The 25,186-nt window shown below is 68.4% G+C and carries 13 protein-coding genes; 8 read left to right on the forward strand and 5 right to left on the reverse strand.

All coding sequences use genetic code 11. The annotated features are described in order from the left end of the window. The first annotated feature begins 157 nt into the window (after positions 1-157). The 4 genes from AC1DN0_RS33080 to AC1DN0_RS33095 all read left to right on the forward strand — a co-directional run bounded on the left by AC1DN0_RS33080 (position 158) and on the right by AC1DN0_RS33095 (position 3,968). Positions 158-652: a hypothetical protein gene (locus AC1DN0_RS33080; protein ID WP_441626914.1), complete on the forward strand. Its 495-nt coding sequence runs from the start codon at positions 158-160 to the stop codon at positions 650-652. 64 nt (positions 653-716) lie between these two features. Further along, the gene (locus tag AC1DN0_RS33085) at positions 717-1,409 is read left to right on the forward strand and encodes a PspA/IM30 family protein (RefSeq protein ID WP_477111515.1); all 693 of its coding nucleotides are present in this window, start codon (positions 717-719) and stop codon (positions 1,407-1,409) included. A gap of 52 nt (positions 1,410-1,461) precedes the next feature. Next, positions 1,462-2,121, forward strand: coding sequence for an OB-fold-containig protein (locus AC1DN0_RS33090; RefSeq protein ID WP_441626918.1), 660 nt, complete (start codon positions 1,462-1,464; stop codon positions 2,119-2,121). An 80-nt stretch (positions 2,122-2,201) separates the two neighbouring features. After that, complete coding sequence (locus AC1DN0_RS33095) at positions 2,202-3,968, forward strand: flotillin family protein (protein ID WP_477111516.1); 1,767 nt, start codon at positions 2,202-2,204, stop codon at positions 3,966-3,968. A gap of 76 nt (positions 3,969-4,044) precedes the next feature. Here the strand turns inward: AC1DN0_RS33095 and AC1DN0_RS33100 are convergent, their stop codons facing one another. Next, positions 4,045-5,022: a Bug family tripartite tricarboxylate transporter substrate binding protein gene (locus AC1DN0_RS33100; RefSeq protein WP_477102277.1), complete on the reverse strand. Its 978-nt coding sequence runs from the start codon at positions 5,020-5,022 to the stop codon at positions 4,045-4,047. 107 nt (positions 5,023-5,129) lie between these two features. Between AC1DN0_RS33100 and AC1DN0_RS33105 the strand changes: the two genes are divergently transcribed. Beyond that, positions 5,130-6,098: a LysR family transcriptional regulator gene (locus AC1DN0_RS33105; RefSeq protein WP_441626924.1), complete on the forward strand. Its 969-nt coding sequence runs from the start codon at positions 5,130-5,132 to the stop codon at positions 6,096-6,098. Positions 6,099-6,192: 94 nt separating this feature from the next. Here AC1DN0_RS33105 and AC1DN0_RS33110 read toward each other — a convergent pair whose 3' ends face one another. Together AC1DN0_RS33110 and AC1DN0_RS33115 are read right to left on the reverse strand one after the other, a co-directional pair. Continuing rightward, the gene (locus AC1DN0_RS33110; RefSeq protein ID WP_441626926.1) at positions 6,193-7,191 is read right to left on the reverse strand and encodes a Bug family tripartite tricarboxylate transporter substrate binding protein; all 999 of its coding nucleotides are present in this window, start codon (positions 7,189-7,191) and stop codon (positions 6,193-6,195) included. 165 nt (positions 7,192-7,356) lie between these two features. After that, positions 7,357-8,985, reverse strand: coding sequence for an acyl CoA:acetate/3-ketoacid CoA transferase (locus AC1DN0_RS33115; protein ID WP_441626928.1), 1,629 nt, complete (start codon positions 8,983-8,985; stop codon positions 7,357-7,359). A 161-nt stretch (positions 8,986-9,146) separates the two neighbouring features. On the opposite strand from AC1DN0_RS33115, the gene AC1DN0_RS33120 reads away from it, so the two are divergent. From AC1DN0_RS33120 to AC1DN0_RS33130, 3 genes are all read left to right on the forward strand, one after another. Continuing rightward, positions 9,147-9,941, forward strand: a complete 795-nt coding sequence (locus AC1DN0_RS33120) for an IclR family transcriptional regulator domain-containing protein (RefSeq protein ID WP_477146316.1) — start codon at positions 9,147-9,149, stop codon at positions 9,939-9,941. A gap of 128 nt (positions 9,942-10,069) precedes the next feature. After that, positions 10,070-10,219, forward strand: a complete 150-nt coding sequence (locus tag AC1DN0_RS33125) for a hypothetical protein (RefSeq protein ID WP_160172222.1) — start codon at positions 10,070-10,072, stop codon at positions 10,217-10,219. Positions 10,220-10,289: 70 nt separating this feature from the next. Further along, positions 10,290-10,835 carry a GNAT family N-acetyltransferase gene (locus tag AC1DN0_RS33130; protein ID WP_441626932.1) on the forward strand — a complete coding sequence of 182 codons (546 nt, stop codon included), beginning with the start codon at positions 10,290-10,292 and terminating at the stop codon, positions 10,833-10,835. Here the strand turns inward: AC1DN0_RS33130 and AC1DN0_RS33135 are convergent. Both AC1DN0_RS33135 and AC1DN0_RS33140 read right to left on the reverse strand, forming a co-directional pair. Further along, positions 10,832-11,263, reverse strand: coding sequence for a hypothetical protein (locus AC1DN0_RS33135; RefSeq protein WP_441626934.1), 432 nt, complete (start codon positions 11,261-11,263; stop codon positions 10,832-10,834). The genes AC1DN0_RS33130 and AC1DN0_RS33135 overlap by 4 nt on opposite strands. A gap of 163 nt (positions 11,264-11,426) precedes the next feature. Beyond that, positions 11,427-25,067 (reverse strand): filamentous haemagglutinin family protein, encoded by a 13,641-nt coding sequence (locus AC1DN0_RS33140; RefSeq protein ID WP_477146317.1) that lies wholly within the window; start codon positions 25,065-25,067, stop codon positions 11,427-11,429. Positions 25,068-25,186: the final 119 nt, after the last annotated feature.

Raw genomic sequence — 25,186 nt, forward strand, 5'->3', positions numbered from 1 at the left:
CGGCGAGCGATTCGCCGCCGCTCGCGCTTGAGGTCCTGCCTGCCGCCGCCGCTCGCCACGCTGGACCGGTGAAATGTCATTTTTTGTTTACAAACGTATACAAAGAGTGGCGAGTGACCTATGCTTGGTTCCAGTGATCCGAACCAGGCAGAACCAGATGCAAACCGTCTCCGTCCGCATTCCCGAAGAAGACCTCGCCTGGCTGGCCGGCATCGAGTTGCCGGGCGCCAGCAGTCCCAGCGACAAGATCCGTGCCCTGCTGGCCGACGCGCGCCGGCGCGCGGACGGCTCGTCCGACTACATCGGCTGCGTCGCGCTCCTGCGCGAACAGCTGCGTCCCCTGCTCGACGCCACCCAAACCCTGGAGCATGAGCACCAGCAGCACTCGGAAATCGTCCCGATGCTGGCCATGCAATTGCCCGAACTGATGGCCAGCCTGATCGCGGGCGTGCCGTCCGGCGACCGGGCACCGGCGCAGGCAAGGGAGCTGGAGGCTCGCCTCACTGCCCGCGCCATGCGCATGCTGCTCGGCCTGTTGCGCCTCGCGGTGACCCAGCGCACCCCGGCCTATGATCCCGCCGTACTGGACGCTTACGTACCGGAAGTGTTAGAACTGGCAAAACTGATACATAGCGCACGGCAGCCTGACTGAACGCGTTTCTTGTTGCGCCGCCTTTGCTGCGCGGCGTCTTAACGTTGCACCGAGGAATCACATCATGACGACAGAAGGCCTGGGTAACCGCGTGAAACGACTGCTGACCGCCAATGTGCACGCGTTGGTCAGCTCGCTGGAAAGCCGTACGCCGCAAGCTGTGCTGGAGCAGTACCTGCGCGAGTTCGACGAGGTGATCGCGCAGGCGCGGGTCGGGCTCGGCCAGCACGAGGCGGCCAAGCACCAGGCCGCCAAGGCCATCGCGCGGCTCAACAACGAGATCGAGCGGCTCGACGAGCAGGTGACGATTGCGCTCAACCACGGCGACGACGACGCGGCGCGCGCGGGGACCGAGCGCCAGATCGACCTGGAGGACCAGCTCGGCACGCTCAACGCCAGTTTGCAGGAAGCGGTGGAAAAGTCCGTGGCGACCGAGACCGACCTGCTGGGCCTGCGCGCCAAGCGCGCCGAGATGGAACAGGCGCTGGCCGGGATGGTGGCCGCGCGCGCCGTGGCCGAACGCGCTGGCGGCAGCGGCAGCGCGCCTGCCGGGGCCGGCGCGGGTGTCCGCGCCGAGCAGCTCGAACAAGGTTTCAACCGCGCCATGACCGCCGCCACGGGCGTCGCCGGCCTCGGCGTCGGCAGTTCAGGCGCCGACGCCACCCTGCTGAAGCGGCTGGAAACGCTGCACAAGGAACAGCGCATCAACGAACGGCTTGAGCGCCTGAAGGCCGGGCGCGACGGTACCCGCTCCTGAGCACCGGACAACAAACGCCGATCCCGACCGATTCAGCACAAAAAGAACCCAAATGAATCAGCTGTTATTGCCGGGCAATGCCCCGTTCGTGGTGGCGATTGGCCTGATGGTATTGATCGGCGTGCTGGAGGCGCTGGCCCTGCTGCTGGGCCTCGGCCTGTCGCAGCAGGCCGACAGCTTCCTCGTCACGCATTTCGCCATCGACCACAGCGACGCCAGCGCGGCCGATGCGGGCGCGATCGGCCAGTTCCTCGGCTGGCTGCATGTGGGACGCGTGCCGCTGCTGATGCTGGTGGTCCTGTTCCTGATGGGCTTCGCCATCGTCGGCCTGGTCCTGCAATGGGTGCTGGCCGCGGCGGCCGGCCATCTGCTGCCGGTGCCGGTGGCGGTCGTGCTGGCCACGCTGGGCGCCCTGCCCTTCGTCCGCATGACCGGTGGCCTGGTGGGGCAGTACTTCCCGCAGGACGAGTCGTCCGCCGTTTCCGAGCTCGACTTCGTCGGGCGTGTGGCGCAGGTCACCGTCGGCGAGGCTTCCAGCGGCAATCCGGCGGAAGCGCGCCTGGTGGACGAGTATGGCCAGCCGCATTACATCCGGGTCGAACCGGATGTGCCGGGCCAGCGCTTTCCACGCGGTGAAACYGTACTGATCGTCGCGCGCGCATCGGGCACCTTGTATCGCGCCATCGTCAACCCGCGGCCCGACCTGCTGTAGCGGCACCGCGGGTGCGGCCAGCCAGCCGTCTTTGTCTTTCCACGGTCTCTTCCAAGTTTTCAAGGAGCGTCTGAATCAATATGGATTCCATCATCTTCTGGGGTGTCGTCGGCCTGGCCGGCGTAATCGGCCTGTGCATCATCGGCCTGATCTTCTCGCGCCTGTACACGCGCGCCTCCGCCGAACGCGCCTTCGTGCGTACCGGCCTGGGCGGGCAAAAGGTGATCATGAGCGGCGGCGCCATCGTGCTGCCGGTGTTCCATGAAATCATCCCGATCAATATGAACACCCTCAAGCTGGAGGTCAGCCGCGCCTCGCGCGACAGCCTGATCACCAAGGACCGCATGCGGGTCGACGTGGTGGTGGCCTTCTTTGTGCGCGTCAAACCCACCGTGGAGGGCGTCTCCACCGCCGCCCAGACGCTGGGCCAGCGTACGCTGGCGCCGGAGAGCCTGCGCGCGCTGGTGGACGACAAGTTCGTTGATGCGCTGCGCTCCACCGCGGCGCAGATGAGCATGCAGGACCTGCAGGACGCGCGCGAGCAGTTCGTGCAGGGGGTGCAGAACACCGTCGCCGAAGACCTGACCAAGAACGGACTGGAGCTGGAGAGCGTGTCGCTGACCAACTTCAACCAGACCTCGAAGGAGTTCTTCGACCCCAACAACGCTTTCGACGCGGAGGGCCTGACCAAGCTCACGCAGGAAACCGAGCGCCGCCGCAAGGAGCGCAACGAAGTCGAGCAGGACACCGAAGTCTCGGTGCGCGAGAAGAACCGCGATGCGCTGGCCAAAAAGCTGGAGATCGAGCAGCAGGAATCGTTCATGAAGCTCGAACAGGAACAGCAGGTGAAAACCCGCACCGCCGAGCAGAACGCGCGCATCGCCTCCTACGAAGCGGAGCGCCGCCAGGAAGCCGAGCAAAGCCGCATCACCGCCGAGCGCCAGGTGCAGGAGTCCGAGATCCAGCGCGAGCAGGCCGTGCGCACGCGCAAGGTTGAGGCCGAGCGCGATGTGCGGGTCAAGGAGATCGAACAGCAGCGCGTTACCCAGATGGCGGCCATCGAGCAGGCCAAGGTAACGGAGATCGCCGAGCAGGAAAAGGCCATCGTGATCGCCGCCAAATCGGAAGCGCAATCGCAGGCGCAGGGCCGCGCCAACGAGGCGCTGGCTGAAGCGGTCAAGGCCGAGCAGATGGTGGAGACCACGCGGCGTACCGCCGAAGCCGACCGGGCCAAGCAGGTGGCCCTGATCGAAGCCGCGCAGGAGGCCGAAACCCAGGCCGTGCACGTCACCACGCAGGCGCGCGCCGAGCGCGAGGCGGCGCAGATGCAGGCCACCGCCATCGTCGAACTGGCCGAGGCGGCGCGCAAGAAGGGGCTGGCCGAAGCCGAGGCACAGCGCGCGCTCAACGACGCCATCAACGCGCTGTCGTCGGACCAGACCAGCCTGAAGTTCAAGCTGGCGCTGCTGCAGGCGCTGCCGGGCGTGATCCAGCAGACCGTGGAGCCGATGAAGGCGATCGACGGCATCAAGATCATCCAAGTCGACGGCCTCAACCGCGGCGGCGCCGTGGCGGGCACCGGCGACGCAGGCAATGGGAATGGAAATGGCAACGGCAATCTCGCCGAGCAGGCGATGTCCGCCGCGCTGTCCTACCGTGCGCATGCGCCGCTGATCGATTCGCTGCTGAAGGAGGTGGGCCTGACCGGCGGCTCGCTGCAGGGACTGGTCCCCGGCCTCGCGGCAGCCGCGGCGCACCAGGAGGATGCACAGGTATTGCCGCTGACGCACGCCAGCCACGCCGCCGGCGGGCCAAGGATCGAACCGGGCAACGCCGCCAGCAACTGACGGCTGGCCGGCTACGCCGCTGAAAACGGGCCGCATGCATTGACCGCATGCGGCCCGCTTTTTTTTGCCTTCTTGCTCAGTCCAGCTTCGCGCCCGACTCCGCCACCAGCGTCTTCCACACCGGCCACTCGCGCGCAAAGATGGCCTGCGACTGGGCAGGCGTGCTGCCCACCGGACGCAATCCAAGCGCGGAGAAGCGCGCCTGCATGTCCGGCGTCTGGATCAGCGCCCGCACCTCTTCATCCAGTCGCGCCACCACCGGCGCGGGCGTGCCGACCGGCGCCAGCAAGCCGATCCAGCCCAGCACCTTGAAGGCGTTGTCGTCCATGCCGGCTTCCGCGAAGGTCGGCAGGTCCGGCAGCACCTGGCTGCGCTGCGTACCGGTCACCGCGATCGCCTTGAGCTTGCCGCTCTGGATGTAAGGCTTGGCCGACAGCACGCTGGCCACGGCCCACTGCACCTGGCCACCCAGCAAGTCCTGCAGCATGGGCGCTTCGCCCTTGTACGGCACGTGCACCATCTCCCCGTGCGTGACCTTGCTGAAGTAGGCGCCAGCCAGGTGCGGATAGGAGCCCACGCCCCAGGACGCGTAGCTGACCTTGCCCTTGTGGGCGCGGCCGTAATCAGCCAGTTCCTTGACCGACCTGACCGGCAGCGACGGTGTGGTGACCAGCACCAGCGGCGCATCGGCGATCACATTGACCAGGGTCAGGTCCTTGCGCGGGTCGTAGGGCAGCCTGTTGTAGAGGAACTGGTTGGTCAGCACCGATTGCGTGATCGTGACCAGGAGCGTGTAGCCGTCCGGCGCCGCCTTGGCCACCGCATCGGTGCCGATGATGCCGGAGGCACCGGCCTTGTTATCCACAATGATGGGCTGGCCGAGCTTCTTGCTCAGTTTTTCGCCTAACGCACGCGCCACGATGTCGCTGCCGCCGCCGGCCGCGTACGGCACCACCACGCGCAGCGGCTTGACCGGATAGGCGTCCGCCATCGCATGGGAGGTCATGAGGGACGTGCCGCCAAGGGCCAGCGCGAGAAAAGCGCGTCGAATCATCTGTGTCTCCTGAAATCTTCTTTTAATGGTGAGGGACATGCTTACCGACTTGAGAAAATACGTCCAATGCAATATTTTTCAGTTTTCCATGCATTAAAAGCAAAATCATGGGCCTGCGCCGCCTGCATCATTTCGTCACGCTGATCGAACAAGGCAGCTTTGCGCGTGCCGCCACCGTGCTGCACCTGTCGCAACCGGCGCTGTCGCGCAGCATCCAGGGCCTGGAAGCGGAGTTCGGCAGCCAGTTGCTGGACCGCAGCTACGGCAAGGCGCGGCCCACGGCTTCCGGCAGCATCGTGCTGGAGCGCGCGCGCCGCATGCTGCGCGAGGGCCGGGAACTGCGGCGGGATCTCGATCTGCTGCGCGATGTGGAGATGGGTGAAGTTAGCGTGGGATTCGGGCCGTTTGCCGCGGCCTTCCTGATGGAGCCGGTGCTGACGGCGCTGCTGGCACGCTATCCAAAGCTGCGCATCGATATCGAGATCGCGGACACGCCCTCGATGGCGCAGAAGCTCAAAGCCGAGCAACTGGACTTCTTCGTCGGTGAAAGCCAGAGCCTGAAAGAGCAGCCCCAGTTGCGCATCGAGCGGCTGCGCGCGCTCGAAACCAGCTTCTTTGTGCGCAGGGACCATGCGCTGGCAGCGTGCGGCGCGATCGCGCTGACCGAGCTGCTGGCGTTTCCCGTGGCGGGGCCACGCATCCCGGCGCGGGTGGCGGAGTTCTTCCGCGGCCGCATCCACGCCGAAGCCGGCGAAGACGCGCGCGAACTGCTCACCGTGACCTGCGACGACATGCACACGCTGCGCACGCTGATCCTCAACACCGATGCGGTCGGCCTGGTACCGCGGGCCATGATGAGCGCCGAGGAGGCAAGCGGCACGCTGGTGCCGCTGCAGGTGACGCCCGCCATCGATCTCAAGGCCGCCTATGGCCTGGTCTCGCTGGCCGGGCGTTCGCTCTCGCCAGCGGCGCAGGCGCTGGTTGCGCTCGTGCACCAGATACTGCCCGGCCATCCGGCCCTGGATGACGAGCCGCGCGCGGACAAACCCGTGCCGTCCCGGCCTTCGGCGCAGTGAAAAGAAAAAGGCCGGACAACCCCCGCGTGCCCGGCCTTTCCTTCCCTACCGACCCGATCCGGCCGGCGGCTGCAGGAGACTAACCTCAGTCGCCTCAGTCACCCCTGATGCCGTTGTCCTGGATCACCTTGCCCCACTTCTTGTAGTCGTTACGGATGCGCGCCGCCAGTTGCTCGGGCGGCTGGTAGGCCGCGACCGTGCCCGCGCCCAGCAGCTTTTCCTGCACCACCGGATCAGCCAGCGCGGCCTTCAGTTCGGCCGACAGCCTGGCAATCACATCCTTGGGCGTGCCGGCCGGGGCCAGCAGGCCGCCCCAGGCGGTTGCCTCGAAGCCGGGGAAGCCCTGCTCCGCCACCGTCTTCACATCGGGCGTGAAGCTAACGCGCCTGGCCGAGCCCACGGCGATGGGCCGCAGCTTGCCGGCCTTGATGTGCGGCAGCGCCGCGATCATGTCGGAGAACATCATCGGCACCTGGCCCGCCAGCAGATCGGAGATCGCCGGCGCGCTGCCTTTGTACGGCACGTGCTGCACGTCGAAATGCCCGGTGCTCTTGAGCAGTTCGGTGGACAGGTGGCCAAAGCTGCCATTGCCGGCGCTGGTGTAGTTGAGCGCGCCGGGCTTGGCCTTGGCGCGGGCGATGTATTGCTGCAGGTCGGTCACTTCGGGCATGGCCTGCGGGTTGACCACCATGACGATGGGCAGGTCGTAGGCGGAACCGATCGGCGTGAAATCCTTGAAGATGTCGTAGCCCTTGCGGCTGATCAGGTGCGGAGCCAGCAGCGTGGGCGTGGCCAGCACCATCAGCGTGTAGCCATCCGGCGCGCTCTTGGCGACGGCTTCCGCGCCGATCGTGCCGGAAGCGCCCGGGCGGTTGTCCACCAGCACCGTCTGCTTGAGCGATTCGCCCATCTTCTGGCCGATGATGCGCGCGGCGGTATCGGTCGGGCCGCCCGGCGGGAACGGCACCACCAGGCGGATCGGTTTGGACGGATAGGCTTGCGCGAAGGCCTGCGGCGCGCACAGCGGCAGCGAAACGCCCAGGATGGCCGCGCCCAGGCGGCGCGAGAAAATACGACGGCTTGTCTTCTGCATGATGTGTATGAAACGTAATCCAGCAATGACGCGTGCCGGCTTCACAGCCTGCGCGCGCGTCGGCGATCCGGCAAAACCAACGGGAAAGACAGGACAAAGCTTCGATGGCCTCCTCCATGACCGGTCATGGCCGGCCGTTAGTTATCGGGCAGCTACCCAGCGGCCTCAGAGCCTCAGCGGACCGGCGCGGAACAGCCGCGCATCCATGGTGCGCAGGTCGGGCGCCACGGCGACCGCGGTGGCGCACTGGTCCAGCACATCGCGCTGCAGGTCGATGCCCGGCGCGATCTCGATCAGGGTCAGGTGCTCCGCGCCGATGGCGTCGGGGCGCATCTCAAAGACAGCGCGCTCGGTGATGTAGAGCACGGGGATGCCGAGCGAGGCCACATAAGGGCCGTTGAAGCTCAGGTGCGAGACCTGCGGCACGATCTTCTTCACGCGGCCTTCGCGCACGATGCGCAAGGCGCCGTCTTCGGCGCGGACTTCCAGGCCGCCGGCGGTGAGCGTGCCGACGAAGACCACTGCCTTGGCGCTCTGCGTGATGTTGATAAAGCCGCCGACCCCGGCGATCAGAGCTTCGCTGCCTTCGCCGAACTTGCTGACGTTGACGTTGCCATGCCCGTCCAGCTCGGCCAGCCCGAGGATGGCCAGGTCGATGCCGCCGCCCTCGTAGAAATCAAACTGCGCAGGCTGGTCGACCACCGCCTCCGGATAGGCAGAGGCGCCGAAACTGAGGCCGTCCGCCGGCGTGCCGCCGATCGGGCCGGCTTCCACCGTGAGCGTGAAGCCGTCGACGCCGGCCTCCACCGCCAGCATGCCGACCGCTGCCGGCATGCCGACGCCGAGGTTGACCACGCGCGGCTGCCGGCGCGCCAGTTCCAGCACCGCGCGCCGCTGCACGATGGTGCGGGCGTCGAGCACGGTTGGCGCCGCCGGCGCGGGCGCGCTGGCGGCGCTTGCCGCCTCGCCTTGCCACGGTGTGACGTAAGCCGGATTGAACGACTCCGCGAACGTCATCTGGTGATGCGCCGGCTCCTCACTCACCACCACGTAATCGACCAGGATGCCGGGCACATGAATGGCCTGCAGGTTGTCGTGGTGATCCACCAGCGATTCCACCTGCGCGATCACGATGCCGCCGGAGTTGTGGGCGGCCTGCGCCAGCGCCAGCAGTTCGTGGTGGAAGGCCTCGCGGTGCGTGCTCAGGTTGCCGCGGGTGTCGGCGGCGGTGCAGCGGATCAGCGCGCAGTGGATCGGGAAGCTCGGATAGAACAGGTATTCGTCGCCGCGGAAATCGATCGCCTCGACCCAGTTCGCGCGTCCTTCGGCAATCGCCTGCTGTGCGCTGCGGTTGACGGCGCCGCCATGGTAGCGGCTGTCCCGCGCCGTACGCGGATCGACGAAGGTGTGCAGGCCGATCTTGGTCATCACGCCGGGCTTGCCGCCGGCGATGGCGCGGTACAGGTGCGTCAGCACGCCCTGCGGCAGGTTGTAGCCTTCGCACTCCTCGGCCATCGCAAGCGCCGCCAGCCGCGTGGCGGAGCGCCAGTGGCCACCGACGATGCGGCCGGTCATGCCGGCATTGCCGAAGTGGTTCACCCCGCGCGCGCCGCGATCGCCCTGCCCCGCCGAATACACCAGCGTCAGGTCGCGCGGCAAGCCGGCTTCCAGGAAACGCCGCTCCAGCGCGTCCGTCACCGCTTCGGCATGGCCGGCGCCCACGAAGCCGGCACTGGCCACGGTCCACTGGGATTGCACGAGCGCAGCAGCCTGCTGCGCGCTGATCACCTTCATGGCTGTCTCCATCGTGTTCTTCTTGCCGGTCGTCTCTCGTTGTGAGTCGGACCGCGTTTTGCGAACATTTGTTCGCAAAACGCATATCATACGGAGTCATGCCGGCTTCGCGCAAGTGCGCTTAGCGCACTAAAATCCCGCTATTTCGCTCTCGCCATTCCATGATCAGCCCCGACAACCCCCACGCAAGCCCGCAAAAAAAGGAAGAGCTGCTCGATTCGCTGACCAACGGCCTGGCGCTGCTCCSGCTGTTCGCCTCCTGCACGGGCAGCCTCACCATGCAGGAAGTGGCGGAGCAACTCGACGTCACCCGGGCAGCCGCGCGGCGCCTGTTGCTGACGCTGCAGCACAACGGATACGTGGCGCAGGACGGCCGCGACTTTTCCATCACGCCGCGCGTGATGGACCTGGGCTTTGCCTACTTTGCCTCGATGGACCTGCCGCGGCTGGCCGGGCCCTACCTGAAGGCGCTCGCGGTGGAAGCCGGGGAGACGTGTTCGCTGGGCGTGCTCGACGGCGAATCGGTGACGCTGGTGGCCCGCGAGGAGCCGCAGCAGATGCTGCGCGTCGACATGGGAGTTGGCCGCCGCATGCCGGCATACGCGCACTCGCTCGGCCGCGTGCTGCTGGCGGGGCTGGACGACGCGGCGCTCGATGTCTATCTCGCGACGGCGCAATTGCGCAAGCTCACGCCGTTCACGGTCAGTTCGCGCACGGCGCTGGCGCGCACGCTCAGGCAGGTACGCAGCGATGGCTACTGCACGCTGGTCAGCGAACTGGTGGACGGCTACGCGGGCATCTCGGTGCCGCTGCGCGCGGCCTCCGGCAAAGTGGTGGCCGGGCTGGGCTTCAGCATGGTGCTGGGCAGCCGCGACGCGGCGCACCTGCTACGCCACCACCTGCCGCCCCTCAGGCGCGCCGCGGAGGAAATCGAAGCACTGCTGCGCACGCGCTGAATAGCGCCGGCGGGCCGCCGGACTGGCGCGTAAGCCACATTGACCACGCTTTGCCCGAGCCTGAGGCGAGACAGGCGCGCACGGCCTAGAATGGAAAGCGGGCCAGTTCATTGCCACAGGAGCGCGCCATGATTGCCTCGATCGTGCTGACTTTAGCCGTCCTGCTGCTCTATGTGTTTGCCGTAAGGGCAGTTTTCTTCCGCAAGTCGGTGGTCTACCCCACGCACACCCACCCCCTCCAGTACTGGTGGCACCGGCTCACGCACCGCCGGGGCTGACCGCCGCGAAGCCATTGCCTGCCGCCGGCCCGCCGGGCCGGCACGGACCGTGTTTGACCGTACCACCCGCATGACTATCAGATCGATCGACTGGGCGCGCGACGGCGCCGGCATCCTGAATCTCGACACCAGCTACCGGACCGATCGCATCTACGCGGTAAGAAGCGGCCCGCTCGGCATCTGGCTGGTGGAACAAATCCTGGGGCAGCCCGTACTCAACCACTATGACGCGTCGGGCTTCGAGCAGGATTGCGCGCGGGCGGATCACGCGCTCGTCTTCGAAAGCGCCAACGGCGCCATCTGCGGCTTTGCCACCGTCAGGCTCGAGCGATGGAACCGGTCGGCCATGCTGAGCGCGATCTTCGTCGCCCCGTCATTCCGCGGTACCGGCATCGGCCGCGTGCTGCTCGGGGAAATCAACCGCCTGCTGCAAGCTACGCCAGCCCGCTGCCTGCGCGCGGAAACGCAGAATACGAACTATCCCGCCATCGGCTTTTACCGCGCGCTGGGATTCTCGCTGTGCGGGCTGGACTGGGATCTGTACGACCCTGACACCGCAGGCACGGAGACGGCGCTGATCTTCACCCGGCCCGTGGTGCGGAAGAACGCTGGCTAGGCACCGTGCCGCGGCGCATGGCGAAAGCCGATCCAGGCATGCAAGACACCAGCATGCGCGAACGAAGCGATGCCGAATGCGAGGGCAATACCTATGCTCCACAGCGCGGCCTCGATCCCGGGCGCGGAGGCATCGGCCGTGGCCACCACCGGCGCCACCATTTCCGGCAGCGCGCCCGTGCTCCAGCCCAGGATCAGGAGCATGGCGCAGCCGGCCGACATGCCCGAAGACAAGTACCGCACGGCCAGCATCCCGCGCCGCGCGAAGGCGGCCCGCCGATGCAGCTGGTTGATCCGCAGGATCGCCACGGCATTGGCGAGCGCCACGATGACCATCAGCGACGGCCAGAAGACCGGATGATCGCTGCGGGCGTCGCGCATCAGCAGGACGCCGATGGTGAGGAACGTCGGCGCGGCCAGGGTCGCCATGCAGCAGGACAAGGCTTGCCACGCCCACCACGGCCTGCGCCAGAGCAGGCCGGGCGATAGCTCGCGGCCGGCGGCAGCGCTACGCGCGAGTCGCTCCATCCCTGTATCCCCGCCCATATCGAGGCCCACCCGCGCACCGCATCCGGATGGGCCCCGCCCCGCGTCAACGCCGGAGATTGCGGCGCTCCGTGGCGGTCAGCTGGCTGAGCTGCGCTTCGCTCAGCTCCATCTGGCCCAGCACCTGCACCACCCCGTTGGGGTCGTAGCTGGCCGGCGCTGCCCTGGCCCCTTCCCTGGCCTTGGGCGTGGCATCGTCCCCATCCGTCCCAAAGCCGAGCACGCGCACGGTGAAGATCGACGGCAATCCCTGGCGCGCCGCGGTGCGCTCGCGCTGCATCGCGTCCTGCGCGGCGCTCACCGCCTGCGATGCTACCGCGCTGGCGTTGCTCAGCGCGCCGACGTTCACCGCGGCCAGCACGGGAATGCCGGTCGCCTTGCCCTGCACCTGGATGTTCTCCGCATTGACCACCCGCAGCGCGGCCAGGTTGACGTTGCCGGACACGCGGATGCCCGCTTCGCCGGCATCGATGGTGCCCAGCGGCGCGATCAGGTCGATGTCGCCCTGCGGCACCTCGGGGATGGGATTGAGCGTGGCAATGCCCGCGCCGGTGTTCGGCGTGGTCGGCGACAGGCTGACCAGGCCGATGCCGTCGTACACACGCCGCTGCGGCGTGTAGACCACGGTGGACTTGGAACCGCGCCCGGCGTTGATATCGCCCTGCGCCGACCACGCCAGGATGTTGCCGCCGAAGGTGGTGAAAATGCGGCTCTGCCCCAGCAGGATGCTGCCATTGGCGTAGATCTGGATCTCGCCCGCCCCCTGCGTCAGCACGCCCGAGCCTTCGCCGGGGACGAAACCGCCATCCACGCCGACCAGCGTGCGGCCACCCGGCGTCATGATGTTGATGTCGCCGCCGAAATCGGTGTGGATGCCGGCGTCCAGCAGGTCGTACACGCCGATGGTGGCGGGCCTGCCGGCTGCGTTGTGCTCGTCGCGCCGCAGGTAGGTGACGCCCTTCAGCGGCCGCTTGGTCGCGGGGGCATAGGTCGGGTCGGCGTAGTAGTTGGCGCTGCTGAACATGGTCAGGTCGCCCTGGTAGGCGAGCGCGTTGCCTTGCGCGTCATGCGTCGGGAACAGCGTGGCGATGGCTTCGCGGCCGCGCAGGTAGCTGCCTTCGCGCGGGCCGCCCGCCTGGTTGTATTCGCGGCCGGATGCCTTGAGCTCGGCGTAGTACACATTGCGCAGGTAGGCGCGCTGCTGTTCCGGCGGCAGCGCGGCGAAGAACTGACGCGCGTCCATGCTCGCCGCGTCGAAATGCAGCCCCAGGCCGTTGTGGCCGCCGAAACGGTCGCGCAGCCAGTTAACCAGGTGTAGCTGACCGGCCAGCCCGTACTCGCGCTGCAGGTCGCGCCTGGCGGCGGGCTCGCCGCTGGCTGCCGCTTGCTGGCGCGCGCGGTCGAGTTCCGCCTGCTTGGCTTGCAGCCAGGCTGGCGCGCCTGCCTCGTCGCCGGCGTAGCCGAACTGCGCGCGCAGCCAGTCAATCAGCTTCAGTTCACCGCTGTAGATAGTCACCGCCTTGCCCGGCTGACCAGCGAACGCCCGGCCCGGATCGGCCAGGTTGGCCGGGTCCAGGTAGCGCGCGGCGAAGGCGTTGAAGTCCGGCCCGTTGCGCCCCACGCCCGCGGCCACCGCGATGCCGGCACCGCTGCTGCGGTCGCCCGGCGTCACGTTGCCTGCGACCGGCCCGATGCTCTTGAGCTCGGCCCGGTCCGCCATGTACAGGTCGCGCCCGGCGCTGACTTCCAGCAAGCCGGGCCCGGCCACGTAGAAGCTGCTGTAGCGGATGTCGCGGCCGGCGGAGACCACCGATACATCGTCCGCGTTGTCATGCACGATCAGGTTGCCGCGCGCGCTGCCGCCTAAGACCGCAGTGGGTTTTTCAGCGAACGTGCCGTCTCCGCGGCGGGCCGGCATGTACCATCCGCGTGCCCCCTCCGGCGCCAGTTCGTACTCGCCCAGCGAGGTCCCGGCATTGACGAGATCGCGTCCCGCGTGGATCGCCACCGGCCCCCCGCCTTCATACCAGGTGCTGTACGGGCCTGGTGCGCCAAGGTTGTTTCCGCGATAGACGATCGTCCCGGTGCGCAGGCCGATGATATCGCCCTCCACCGCGTAGAAGCGGGCCGGCTGGCGGCCTTCGGCCACATAGCCCGAGGCTGTCGGCGACGTGAGGCTGAACAGCGGGTAGATCTGCCCGCTGCCCGCGGCCGTCATGTTCGCCAGGAACGCGCTGGACGGCAACCCGTCCGGGCTGATGTTGCTGATCTTCAGCGTCCCGTAGTGGATCTTCTCGGTGCTGCCCACGAAGGCCGGGTTGAACGGATTGGGCAAGGCCCTGGGATCGGCGCCCGACTGCGTGACCGCATAGCCGGCGGCATAGATGGAATCGGCCGCCAGCAGCTCCAGCTGGCCCGCGCCGGTGCGGGCATACTGCGGACCCACCGGCGACGGCGCGAGTATCACCGCGGTGGCGGACTGTACCGGCTTGTTCGTGCCGTCAATTGCGCCGGTGCTTGCGTTGCCGTAGTAGAGACTGCCGCTGGCCGCCACCGCGCGCAGCATCGACGGCATGACGAAGCGCCCGTCGGTGGCCGAGTGGTTGCTGTCGCGCCGGTCATCCGCCGCGGCGGTGGACGGCGTCATATTGCCGCCCGCGCTGAACAGGTCGATGCCGGTGGCCGGTGTCCACAGCGAGAACCAGCTCCAGCCCTCGCCGTTGTAGCGGATGCCGTTGGCGGTAAATGGCGTGCCATTGGTATTCAATGTCATCCGGCCAGCGTCGCCGACCCCGCCCAGCACCAGGTCGCCTCGCGTATCGATACGTACGCCGGCGTCGCCCGGCACCAGCACCGGCCCGCCGCCGGCGATGGACGACGTGGCCTTGTAGACGTCGTAGGCACGCGACTCTTCCGGGTCGGCGCGGTCGAAGCGCAACTCGATGCCGCCCACCGAGCCGGCCTCCACGCGCAACGCGCCGCGCAGGTTGACGAAGGTGCTGTTGAGGTCGCTGCGCACGCCCTGGTAGCGGGTCAGCGGGGTAATTTCGCCGGAAGGGGACGCGAAGGCGCGCACTTCCGCCACGGGATTCAGGCCGCCGCCGATGCGGATGTCCAGGTCGCCGCCGCCGGTCAGCGTGAGCTGCCTGCCATCGGCCGAGACCCGGCCCGTGCTGGCAACGGCCAGGTTCAGGCCCTGGCTGCGCGACAGATAGATGCCGGTCGCATCCATGCGCGGCGACAGCATGCCGGCGTCGCCGCCGGTCTCCAGCACCAGGTTGCCGCCACCGAGCGTGCCGATGCCGGTGAACCCGACCAGGAACGGCGCGCTCCCGAACAGTTCATAAGCCGAGCGCGGGCCGGCGACATAGCTGCCAAAGTTGACCCACCAGGCGGTAGGCACGCCTTCGCTGCCCGCCACGGCACTGCCCGTACCCTGGCGCCACAGCCAGTTGCCTACGGCGCTGTTGTCGTAGTGGGCGCGGATCGTGCCGATCGCATCGTCGCGTTGCTGGCTGGTACCGCTGCCGATCAGGTCACCCTTGACGTCGCCCTGGGCCCGTACCAGCACATTGCCACCGCGCTCCGGGTACCAGGCGCGGTACATGCTCTGGCCGCCGCCATCGACGAACGGCACGAACGCCGCACCGTCCGCGCCCAGCAACGTACCGTCCTGCGCGCTGGGGAGTGGCACGTCCTTGGCGCGCGGCAGGTTGTAGGCTGCGCCCACATTTGCGGACTGGGTCCCGGCGGTATAAACACCGAAGGGCGAGGTCATGGTGAAATCGCCGCCGGAGATCAGGTCCAGGTCGCCCGTGCCGGTGCGCAGCACGCTGAACATCTGCTGGCGGGCCGGCAGCATCTCATCCTTGTACACGGCAGGGGTGCCGTCCTTGACCTTGACGACCAGTTCGCCCAAGCCAATGTTGTTCAGGTCGCCGATCGCGTCGCCAACGCCAAAGCCCTCGACGGGCTCGCCCGGCACGCCCCACCCATAATTCACGACGTCGGGACCCCACACCCACTCGGATGGCAGGCCCGTTCCAGGCACCAGCGCTTTGCCCGGCATCAGCCCGTAGTGCGTGTCGGCCAGCAGCATGCCCGCGTGCTTGCTGCGGGTCTGCAAGGCGCGCGTGTCCGCGGCCTGCGTGTCCGCGCCGCTCACCAGCCGTATCGACCACGACTGCGAGCCCTCGGCCAGCATCGGCGCCAGCGCCCAGTTGCGGCCCTGGTTGCCGCTCGCGTCGCCGGTTCGCAGCGCCACCATGGTGGCGCCGCCGGGCAGCTTCACCACGGTTTCGCTCGGCACCACCGCGCCCTTGCGCAGCATGAGCGCGCTCGCAAGGACCACGCCGTTGAAGGCAGGATCCGCCGAGTCCTTGATGGTGCCATTGGGGAACGGCAGCGGCACGCCGGCAGGCCAGGTCATGGCGGCCACGCTGGCCGCGACCGGCAGGCGGTTGCCGGCATCGAGCTGCATGCCGCCGGCCAGCGGCACGTCCCTGGCCAGCACCGTGCCGGCGGCATGGATGACATTGCCCTGCGCGTCGCGCACGGCGCCGCCCAGCACGCTGCCCGCCGGCAGCACCAGGTCCGCCGCCAGCGTGGCGCGTGCCGCCAGCACCGTGCCGGCCCGCAGGCTCATGGCCTTCATCGGCAAGTCGTAGTTGAGCGTGCGGCCCGACTGGAAGAAGGTGTCTTCCGCCAATGTCACCAGATCGCCGTGCGGCACCACCACATCGCCGCCCCAGGGCACGCGCCCCTTCACCAGCACCCAGCCCTGGTCGTCCGGCGTGACTGGCAGGACCGAGGCATCGAAGCCATCGGTCAGGCTGCCGTAGATATTGAGCTTGCCGCCCGCGCGCAGCACCAGCGCGCCGGATTCTCCCGAGCCGTAGACGCCGGTCTGCTGCGTGTGCGGATTGACGCTGGCGTAGCGGTAGCGCGACAGATCGATGTCGCCATCGATATGCAGGTCGCCATCGGGCGTGGCGCTGACGATCTCCACGCCGGGACGCAGGTGGAAGGCGTCCGCATAGCCACGCAGGCCGGCGAGCTTGCGGTTCATCAGGTCGCCGTTGGCCAGCGCCTTGCCCATGAACTTCAGGCTGTCGTCGTGCTTGCGGTCCAGGTAGGCCTGGTCGATCACCTGGTAAGGACGGCCATCCGCCGCCAGGTCGGTGCCGGCGTCCGCGTCCCGGTACGTCCAGAAGCCGTTGACGGAGATCGACCGGGCGCCGTCGACGCGCACCGCGCCGCTGGCGTCGATGTCGATATCGTTGCCGGTCGCGCCACCCAGGCGCCGGGCATTGAGGTCTACCGTGCCGAGCGTCTGCGCGTTGGCGCCGGCGCGCAGGTCCATGCGCGCGCCGCTTTCCAGGGTGAGCCGGCCGGTGCCGGCATTGATTTCGATGGTCGCGCGGTTGGGCGCTTCGATGATCTGGCCATAGCTGTCCACGCGCAGCACCGTGCCGTGGGCGTCGAGCACCGCGCCGCCTGCAATGGTGACGCCTTGGCGCCCCGCCAGGCGGATGCTGCCGACCTGTTCGCCACTGGCATCGATGGTGCCGGCCACGGTGAGCTTGCCGCCGTCCACCGATACGCTGACTTCGCGGGCCTTGATTTCACTGCCCACCGTCAGGTCGCCCTGTTTGAGCTGGAAGCTGCGGCTACCGAAGAGCTTGCCGTCGTTAAGGCGCTGGTTCAGTCCGGTGAAGCCGGCGATATGCTGGCCGCGGATATCCGCGCCGCCGGCCGCGAACGGCACCAGCGTGCCGCCGGCATCGTAGTGGCCACTGCTGCCACCCAGGATGCTGCCACCCAGGTCGACGGTGCCCGCACCCGCGCCCAGCGCAAGCGCGGTCAGTTTGCCGGCGCGGTTCTCCACGGCGGAGAGGTCGATGCGGGAACCGGCCGACTGGCGCACGTCGCCGTTGCGGCTTTCCAGCACGACATCGCCGCCCCAGCTGTATTTGCTGACGTCGTAGAAGTCGATCTTGCGGCCGGCCAGGTCGAGCCTTGCGCCATCGCCCAGCACCACGTCGCGCTCGGCGGACACGGTGAGCTTGCCGCTGGGCAGCAAGACCGTGCTGTCCAGCGTCACGCTGCCGCCATCGAGCGCGATCTCCGCACCCAGCGCGTCGGCAAGGGTCTTGCCGGTCAGCGCCACCGGGGCCGCACCGGCGGGCGCTGCCACGCGGATATCGCCGCCGGCGGTGATCTTGTTCACCGATCCGGCGTGGCCGGTCAGCAGCGGCGTGTTGAGACGGAGATTGCCGCCACTATAGGCGTAGCCCTTGCGCGCGTCGTCCCATGCGCCTTGCGACTGGTAGACCGCGAGCGAGCCCCTGTGGTTGGCGGTGATGCGCTCGCTGGCGTTCAGGTCGACGTTGCCAAAGCCCAGGATCAGCCGGTCCAGGCTGTGGATGGTGTCGGGGCGGCTGCCAGGTCCGTAGCCGAATTCGATCTGCCGGGCATCGGCCTGCAGCCGGCCGCTGCCGGTGCCGGCGCCATTGGCCGCCACAAGTCCCGGCGCATTGGTCGAGCCGTTCCACACCAGGACATCGGTATGAATACGCGCCAGCGCATCGGCATTGCCATAGCCAAAGATCGCCGGCGTGCCCAGCACCAGCCGTTCCAGCGACGACTTGCCGGTGGCCGGGTCGATGGTGGACAGTTCCACCGAATCGTAGAAGCGCACTGCATCGCGCACGTTCAACACCAGGTTTTCCAGCGCCGGTGCGCCCTGGCTGGTGTCGCCCTTCAGCAGGCGGTCCAGGATGCCCTGGTTCAGCGTCAGGCCCGCGGGCAGCGCGTTGCGCGCGGCGACGGCCGCGAGCGAGGCTTCGCTGCCGGCGTTGACGCCCCCGACCGACAGCACCAGATTGCGCGTGCCGTAGCGGGCCGCGTCTCGCAGGTTGAAGCTCTGGTCCGTGGAAGCGGCGATCGTGCCTTCGGAGTAGAGCTGCGTCACGCCGCTGCAAGCCGCACCTGGCGCGCAGGCGCCAATGTCGATGAACCCGGCGCCGCGGGTGGGATCGGTGCTGTAGCCCGGCGCCAGCATGTCCAGCCACCCGTTGGACACCGCCAGCACGCTCAGCGCATCGGGCTGGTAGATGAAGCCGTGGGTGGAATCCCAGGCGGCCTTGCCCTGCCCCAGCGTGTTGATGCCGGCCCCCTGCTCCACCACGATGCCGCCGGCCTTGGTGTTGGTCACGAGGAAGACTTCGGCGGCCTTCAGCACAGCGCCAGTGCGCAGGACAATGTTCCCGGCGCCGGTGTCGAACGTGGCGATGTTGGCGCGCTGCGGCGTGCCCGTGATGGGATCGAGGTAGCGGACCGAGGGCAGGCCGCCGATGCCGATACGCGACGCGCCGATGGCATTGATGTCCGCGGCGTGCAGCGAGATGCCCCTGAAGCCCGGCGTCGGCGCCGTGCCGGCGGCCAGGATTTCGTAGTCGACGCCGTTGTTGCCGAGCATCAGCGCGCTGCCGCCGAAGCCGCCTTCGCCCGGCGTGTACAGCGTGCTGCCCGCGAAACGCAAGGCAGGCGCATCGCCAAGCGAGCCTTCTCTCACAGGCAAGGCGAAGTCGAAGCGCAGCGTCTTGGCATCGCGCTCCAGCAGGGCGCGCGGCACGCCGTTGCGCACCGCCTCGGCCTGCGCGAATGCAGCGTAGCTGGTCTCGTTGTACTGCGAGTAGGCGCGCAGCACATCGGCCGGCGTCAGGAAGACCTGCGTGGGCATGGCATTGCGGATGCCGGTGCCGGCAATGCCCATCTGCGCGGCCGTGGTGTACGAGCCATTGCGCATGGCAATGGTGCTGCCCGCCGGCATCGCGCCCGCGGCCATGCCGTTCAGTTCGACGCGGAATGCGCCCGGCAGCAAGGCAAAAGTGGAAGGCAGCAGCGTATAGGTGCCGGCGGGCAGGCCGGGAACGCCGGCGCCGATGGTGATCTGCCGGCCGATGGAGGGGTTGCTGGCCCCCTTCTCGGCGACGACCGGCGCGTAGCCCGCCTGCGCGCCGGGCACGATGGCGTAGACCGGGTTGGTCGCCAGGTCTGGCAAGGTGAAGCCGCCCTGCGCGCCCACCTGCACCAGCGGATTCATGCGCGCATCGACGGAGCCGCCGCGCCCGGCCAGGAAGGCCGCGCCGGTCAGCGTGCCGCCGCCCGTCATGTCCAGCACCGCCCCTTGCCGCACATCGATGGCATGGCCAGCCAGGGTGATGGCCGGGGTGTTGCCCACGCCCTTGAACTCCACGTCCTTGCCGTCATGGATATAGCTGAGCCCGTCGAGCGAACCGCCATAGGGCATGACCAGCCCGCTGGCGCTCACCGAGGTGACGCTGCCCGGCAGCAGGTTGACCAGCCCGGTGACCGTACCCGTGCCCGTGGAACCCACATTGATCTCGCCCAGCGGCGCGCGCAGCACGCCGCCCTGGTTCACCGTGGCCGCGCTCAGGCTGAGCCGGCCGAAGACGGAGTACGGCGCCTCCGGCAGCGTATCGCCCACGCGCTGGATATCGAGATGGCGCGCGGGGTCGAACTCGCGCAGCAGAGTGCCCCACTCGTTCACATAGTTGCGCTGCCCGACCACCACCGTGCCGCTGTCGCCCATGCCCGGATAGATCTGCGCGGCCGCCAGCGTCAGGTTGCCCGGCACGGTCAGGGATGCCGCGCGGTACATGCGGATATCGCCGCGGCTGCGCAGCGTCATGTCGTCGAAGCCGTTGCGCTCCACCTCCAGCGGCGTGTCCGCATTGCGATTGATGGTGCCACGCACGCCGGCACTGAGCGTGCCGGCCAGGTCCAGCAAGTCCGCCTCGACCCGCAGCGCGGACCCTTGCGCCACCGGCGCCACCTTCCCCGCGAGCCTTGCGGGGTTCGGCATGATGCTGTTGTCGAGCTGGCCGCGGGAAACGCCGGCCAGGCGCACATAGGGCGCGGCCATGCTGACCGCGGAGGCGGCGCCAGCATGCTCCGCGAGGCCGATGGCGCTGGCCGTCAGGCGCAGGCTCTGCGCCAGTGCCAGGTTCACATTGCCGTCGAAGCTGATGAGCCCGTTGGCCAGCAGCGCCACATTGCCGAAGCCGCCGGCATCGATGCGGTCCACGCCGATGCGCGCGGTACCGTAAGCGAGGGCCGCGTCGCGGTCTCCGGCTTGCAAGCCGTCCGCCAGGGCACTGCCGCCCTGCGCTTGCGCCAGCACCAGTTCGCGCGGCAGGCGCACCGCGTCTTCGACCCCGGGGCCCTTCTCGGTCAGGTTGGCCACCGGGCCGTAATTGGGCGTCTCCAGGCTCAGCGCCAGCGTGCCGCCGGCAGCGCCGTGGCCGCCGGACGCCGCGCGCAGGCTGCCGTCCAGGAACAGCCCGCGGTAGGAACTCAGCGCAATGACGCCACCGTCGCTCGCCACCGTGGTGGCGCCAAGGCCGGGCAGGTCCAGCACGGCCGAGGTGCCGGAGGCATCCAGGCGCGCGCCGGGGCGCACCACGACGAAGGCATCGGCGGCGTCCACCTGGGTGGCGTCGAGGTCATGGCGCGCGCCAACCTCGATCTTGCCGCCCTGGCCGACATGGCCGTAGACGCGCCCGCGTGCATCGACGGCGGTAACGGCGCGGCCCGCGGCATCGAGCACGGCGCCGTTGCCGATCCAGATCGACATCGTATCGGCGATGCCGTTGGGACGGCCCGCGTCGCTGCCGGTGCCCAGCGCGCCGGGCAGCACGGCGATGTTGCCGCCCCAGGCGTTGAGTCGGCCATCGATCGTGATCTGGCCATTGCCCTGCAATGTCAGCGCATGGCCCGGATCGACGCTGACGGTCGCGCCCTCTCCGATGACGAGCGGCGCCCGCGTGAAGACGGAACCCGCGGAAAGCGCGAGGTCCGCGCCGCCGCGTTGCGTCAGCCTGGCCTTGGCCGCGTCCTCCTGCCACAGCGGGGGGAGCCAGCGTTCCAGAGCCCCCGCGGGATCGGCACCGGTTGCCAGGGCGTGGCCCGCGGCAACATCAAAGCGCAGCACCGGCATCAGTACATCCAGCGCGGCGCCCCTGGCCACCTGCACGCCCTGGTGGCTGCCCACGGCATAGCGTGAGAAGCCACTCTGGAACAAGCCGCTGTCGAGCACCAGCAACGGTTTGACCGCCACGGCATCCGGCAGCTTCGTGCCTGCCAGCAGCCTGGTGCCTTCGGCCAGCACCACTTGCCTTGGCAGCGGCGTACCGGCCGCCAGCGTGATGTTGAACTCCGGCACGGGCATGCCGTCCGGAAACGCGTCCGCGGGCACCACGTAGCCTGGCGCCATGCTGCCGGACACGCGGTTCAGTACCGTACCCGCGGGGATCACGTTACCGTTGGCGTAGAAGTTGCCCCTGGTGTCCTGAATGAAGAAAGTACCGTTGGTTCCGCGCGGCACGGTCCATGCTGCCTTCAGGGTGTACGGGCGCGACGCGCTGAAGCCCGGGTTGCCGGCCATCGCCTCCCCTGGCGCGACGATATCGGACGCGAACGTGAAATCGCTGGCGAGCACCGTCCCGGCAGCCAGGGTGACGGCCTGCGCCAGGGTCAGGTTGACCGACACCGATTCACCCGCCGGCAGCAAGCCGCTGTCGGCCAGCAAGCCGCCGCCGATGGCAACGCCGATGCCGGTATCGATGGTGAGCGTGCCGCCGCCCCTGACGCCGTGGCCGCGCAGCTCGCCATCCATCCGCAAGGCGCCGGAGCCCTTGCCAGCGGTGTCGTTCTGGTTGGACATCAAGGTGATGCTGCCGCCGCGCCCGCCCTGGAGCTTGCCGCCCCGCAGCAGCGCCGCGCCCGAGGACACGTCGGCCAGGCTGCCCGCGCCGAGCGCGACATCGCCGCTACTGCTGATCGTGACCGTGCCGCCGTTCACGTACGGCAGCCCGTGGATATCGGTGGGATCCTGCTTGAGATTGGTCCACAGGCCGCGCGCGTCCAGCTTGACGCCCGGTCCGACTGTGACACCCGGCACATAGCCCTTTTCCGTCGGCACGGCTACCGGGACAGCCAGCCAGCCGCCGCCGGCGTCGCTCGTGAACCGGTTGATCATGTTGCCCAGCGCGATGCCACCGCCGCGCGCCGTGAGGCCCGCCTTGACGTCAACCTGCGTGGCGTGCAGCGCGATGCTGCCGCCCGTTGCCACCTGCACGTCGCCGCTCACTGCGATGCCATCCATGCCATAGACTCTCAGTGCGCCCAGGCCAAGCCCGTTGAGCCAGCCGGCATCCAACCGGATCGTGCCTTGCAGGTCTTCCGGCAGCGCGTCCGTCAGGGCCAGCCCGGACGCAATGCGTTGCACGGCGCCGATATCCACCTGCTTCGCCACGGCTTGCGGACTGTCGCGCAGCGTACCGCCCTTGCTGTCGTAGACCGGCATGACCTGGCCGATGATCAACTGGCCGGCACGCGGCGCGGCGGCCTGGGATTGCCTGTACCCGTCCAGGCCGCTGTCGGGCGCATTGCGCTGGCGGTCGCCCTGGAATACGGTGGCGTCGATATTGCCCTCCAGCACGGCCGACCGCGTACCGACGACCACCCGCCCGGCATCGCGCCCGACCGTGTAGCCGTTCTCCAGCCGCTCGGCCGGCGCGATCAGCGGACTGAGGAAGTATTCCGTGGTGTTCTTGCCCCAGCGCGCGTGCGTGTCCTCGAAGCCGCGATACAGCCCGGTGTAGAGATTGTCCGCGGGCGCCGTGGCCAGGTTGTACAGGCGCCCGTCCACTCCCTTGAGCCAGGTCTGCCTGATGGTGCCGCTCTGCACGTTCAGCGAACCGCCGGAGACGTTGATGCCGGACCCCGCCTGCGTGACCAGCTCGCCGCCGCTGAAGCCCACCGTACCGCCCTGCGCGGCCCATTCGCCGATGCTGTGGCCGCCGGTGCTCAGGTAGCCGCTGACTTCCAGCAGGCCGCCGCCCGTGTACATGCGCTCGGTGGCATAGCCGTTGGTGCCCGCGGCGACGCGCACCAGGGTGCGGCGGTCGATCCAGATATTGGCGTTATTGAGCAGCTTGCTGTCGCGGTTGAGCGGCGAGTCCCGCTGCTCGTTGCCCTGCACGTTGACCATGACGTTGTTGGATTCCATCGCCACGCTGACGCCCACGGCGCCGGCCACGTCGATCGCGGCGCGGTCCGCCACGCGCGTGCGGCGCACGGCTCCCACCATCACCTGGCCGCCGGTGGCGAGCGTCATGGAATCGGACTGGAAGTCGACGTCGCCGCTGGAATCGATCTTCACGAGCGACTGGTCGCGCCGGTTGTAGGCGCTGTCGCTAAGCCGGGTGGAATCCTTGACCAGCGCGTCGCGCTGCGCATCCAGGGCCGTGGCGTTGCTGTCGTCGAGCAGGATGGCGCTGACGCTGTTGGGCGCCAGTGTCACGCGGCTCCCGGTGTCGCCCGTGGCCTTCAGGTGCAGCGTGCCGCGCGTGTTGACCGAGGTGCTCGCGAGAGCGACGCCCTTCTGCTCCACGTTGCCGCCGGTCAGGGTGATGTCGCCGGTCGCGGCCTGGATCCAGCCGCTGTTGCTGACGAGCCCGGCCAGGTTGCCGGCATTGCGCCGCACATCGACTTCGTTGCCGCGCGTGCTCGAATCCTGGTTGGCGTCCGTGCCCACGCCCTTGCGGATGATAAAGCTGTCGCCGGCCGCCAGCGTGGTCTGGCCGCCGGGCGTCACGATGGTGCCGCGGTTATGCGTCTCGCGCCCGGCCAGCAGGACGTAGCCGCCGCCTTCCGTCACCGATTGCGGCTTGCGCGTTTCGATCCGCGCGCCGGCTTCCACAACCACGTCGCCTGTGGCATTGCCATGCGAGGAAGTCGCAGTGCCCACGACCAGGTCGTTGGCGAGCGTCGGCACATAGGACGCGCCCAATGCGTCGCTGTAGAGCCCCTTGCGGAACTGCGAATCGGTCATGCCCACCGCTGCGGCCATCAGGTTGCGCGTATTGACCTGGCTGCTGCCCGAGAACACGATGCCGTTGCGGTTGACGATCATTACCGTGCCGTCAGCCTTGATCTGCCCCTGGATCTGGCTGGGACGCGCGTGCGGATCGTTGACGCGGTTGAGCACCGCCCAGCTCGGCTGCTGCTCGAAGCGCAAGGTGGTGCTCTTGCCGACGTTGAACGTCTCCCAGTTCAGGATAGCCTTGTCGGCGGTCTGCTGGACGGCAACCTGCGTCCTGCCGTCGACGACCTTCTGCCCGGTTTCCTTGTCCAGCGGCCGCGCATTGATCCAGCCCGCGGTGAGGCTGTTGGTGTCCACCTYCAGGCCGCCTTCTGCCAGGCCGTCGGGGACCGATGGGTCATTCATCGCAGCCTGGCGTGCCGCCGCCTGCGTCGCCTGCATGGCGGCGATGCCGCGCGCCGCCGCATTCAGGTTATCGATGGAGTGCCGCAGTTGTTCGTTGGCGCGTTGCTGCTGTGCGAGGGGGTTGGTCAGCGATGCTGCCGGCTGGCCGTTGGGCAGGCGGCCGGTTGCAGCGGCCGTGTCCTGCATCATGTTCTTCTGCGCCATCCAGGCGCGGCTGAACGCCTGTTGCGCATGCGCGCTGTGTATTGTCCCGCCCGCCGCCACGAGCAGTGCGATGGCGTGGGCCACGGGCCTGATCGTGAGTACCGTCCTGCTGAATCGCTCCGTCTGTCGCGAAGGCATCTTCTTGTAGTGAACGCGCTTATCCATTCTGGCTTTCATCCCCGTCAAGCAAATTCGGCGAGTCCCGCTCGCGTGTATTGCCTGGCGAACCGGTCCTGCGATTGTGTCCACCGACGGTTTGCTGTCGATGCTCCTGGGATCTAGAC

The sequence above is a fragment of the Cupriavidus sp. 05N39 genome (assembly GCF_056397325.1).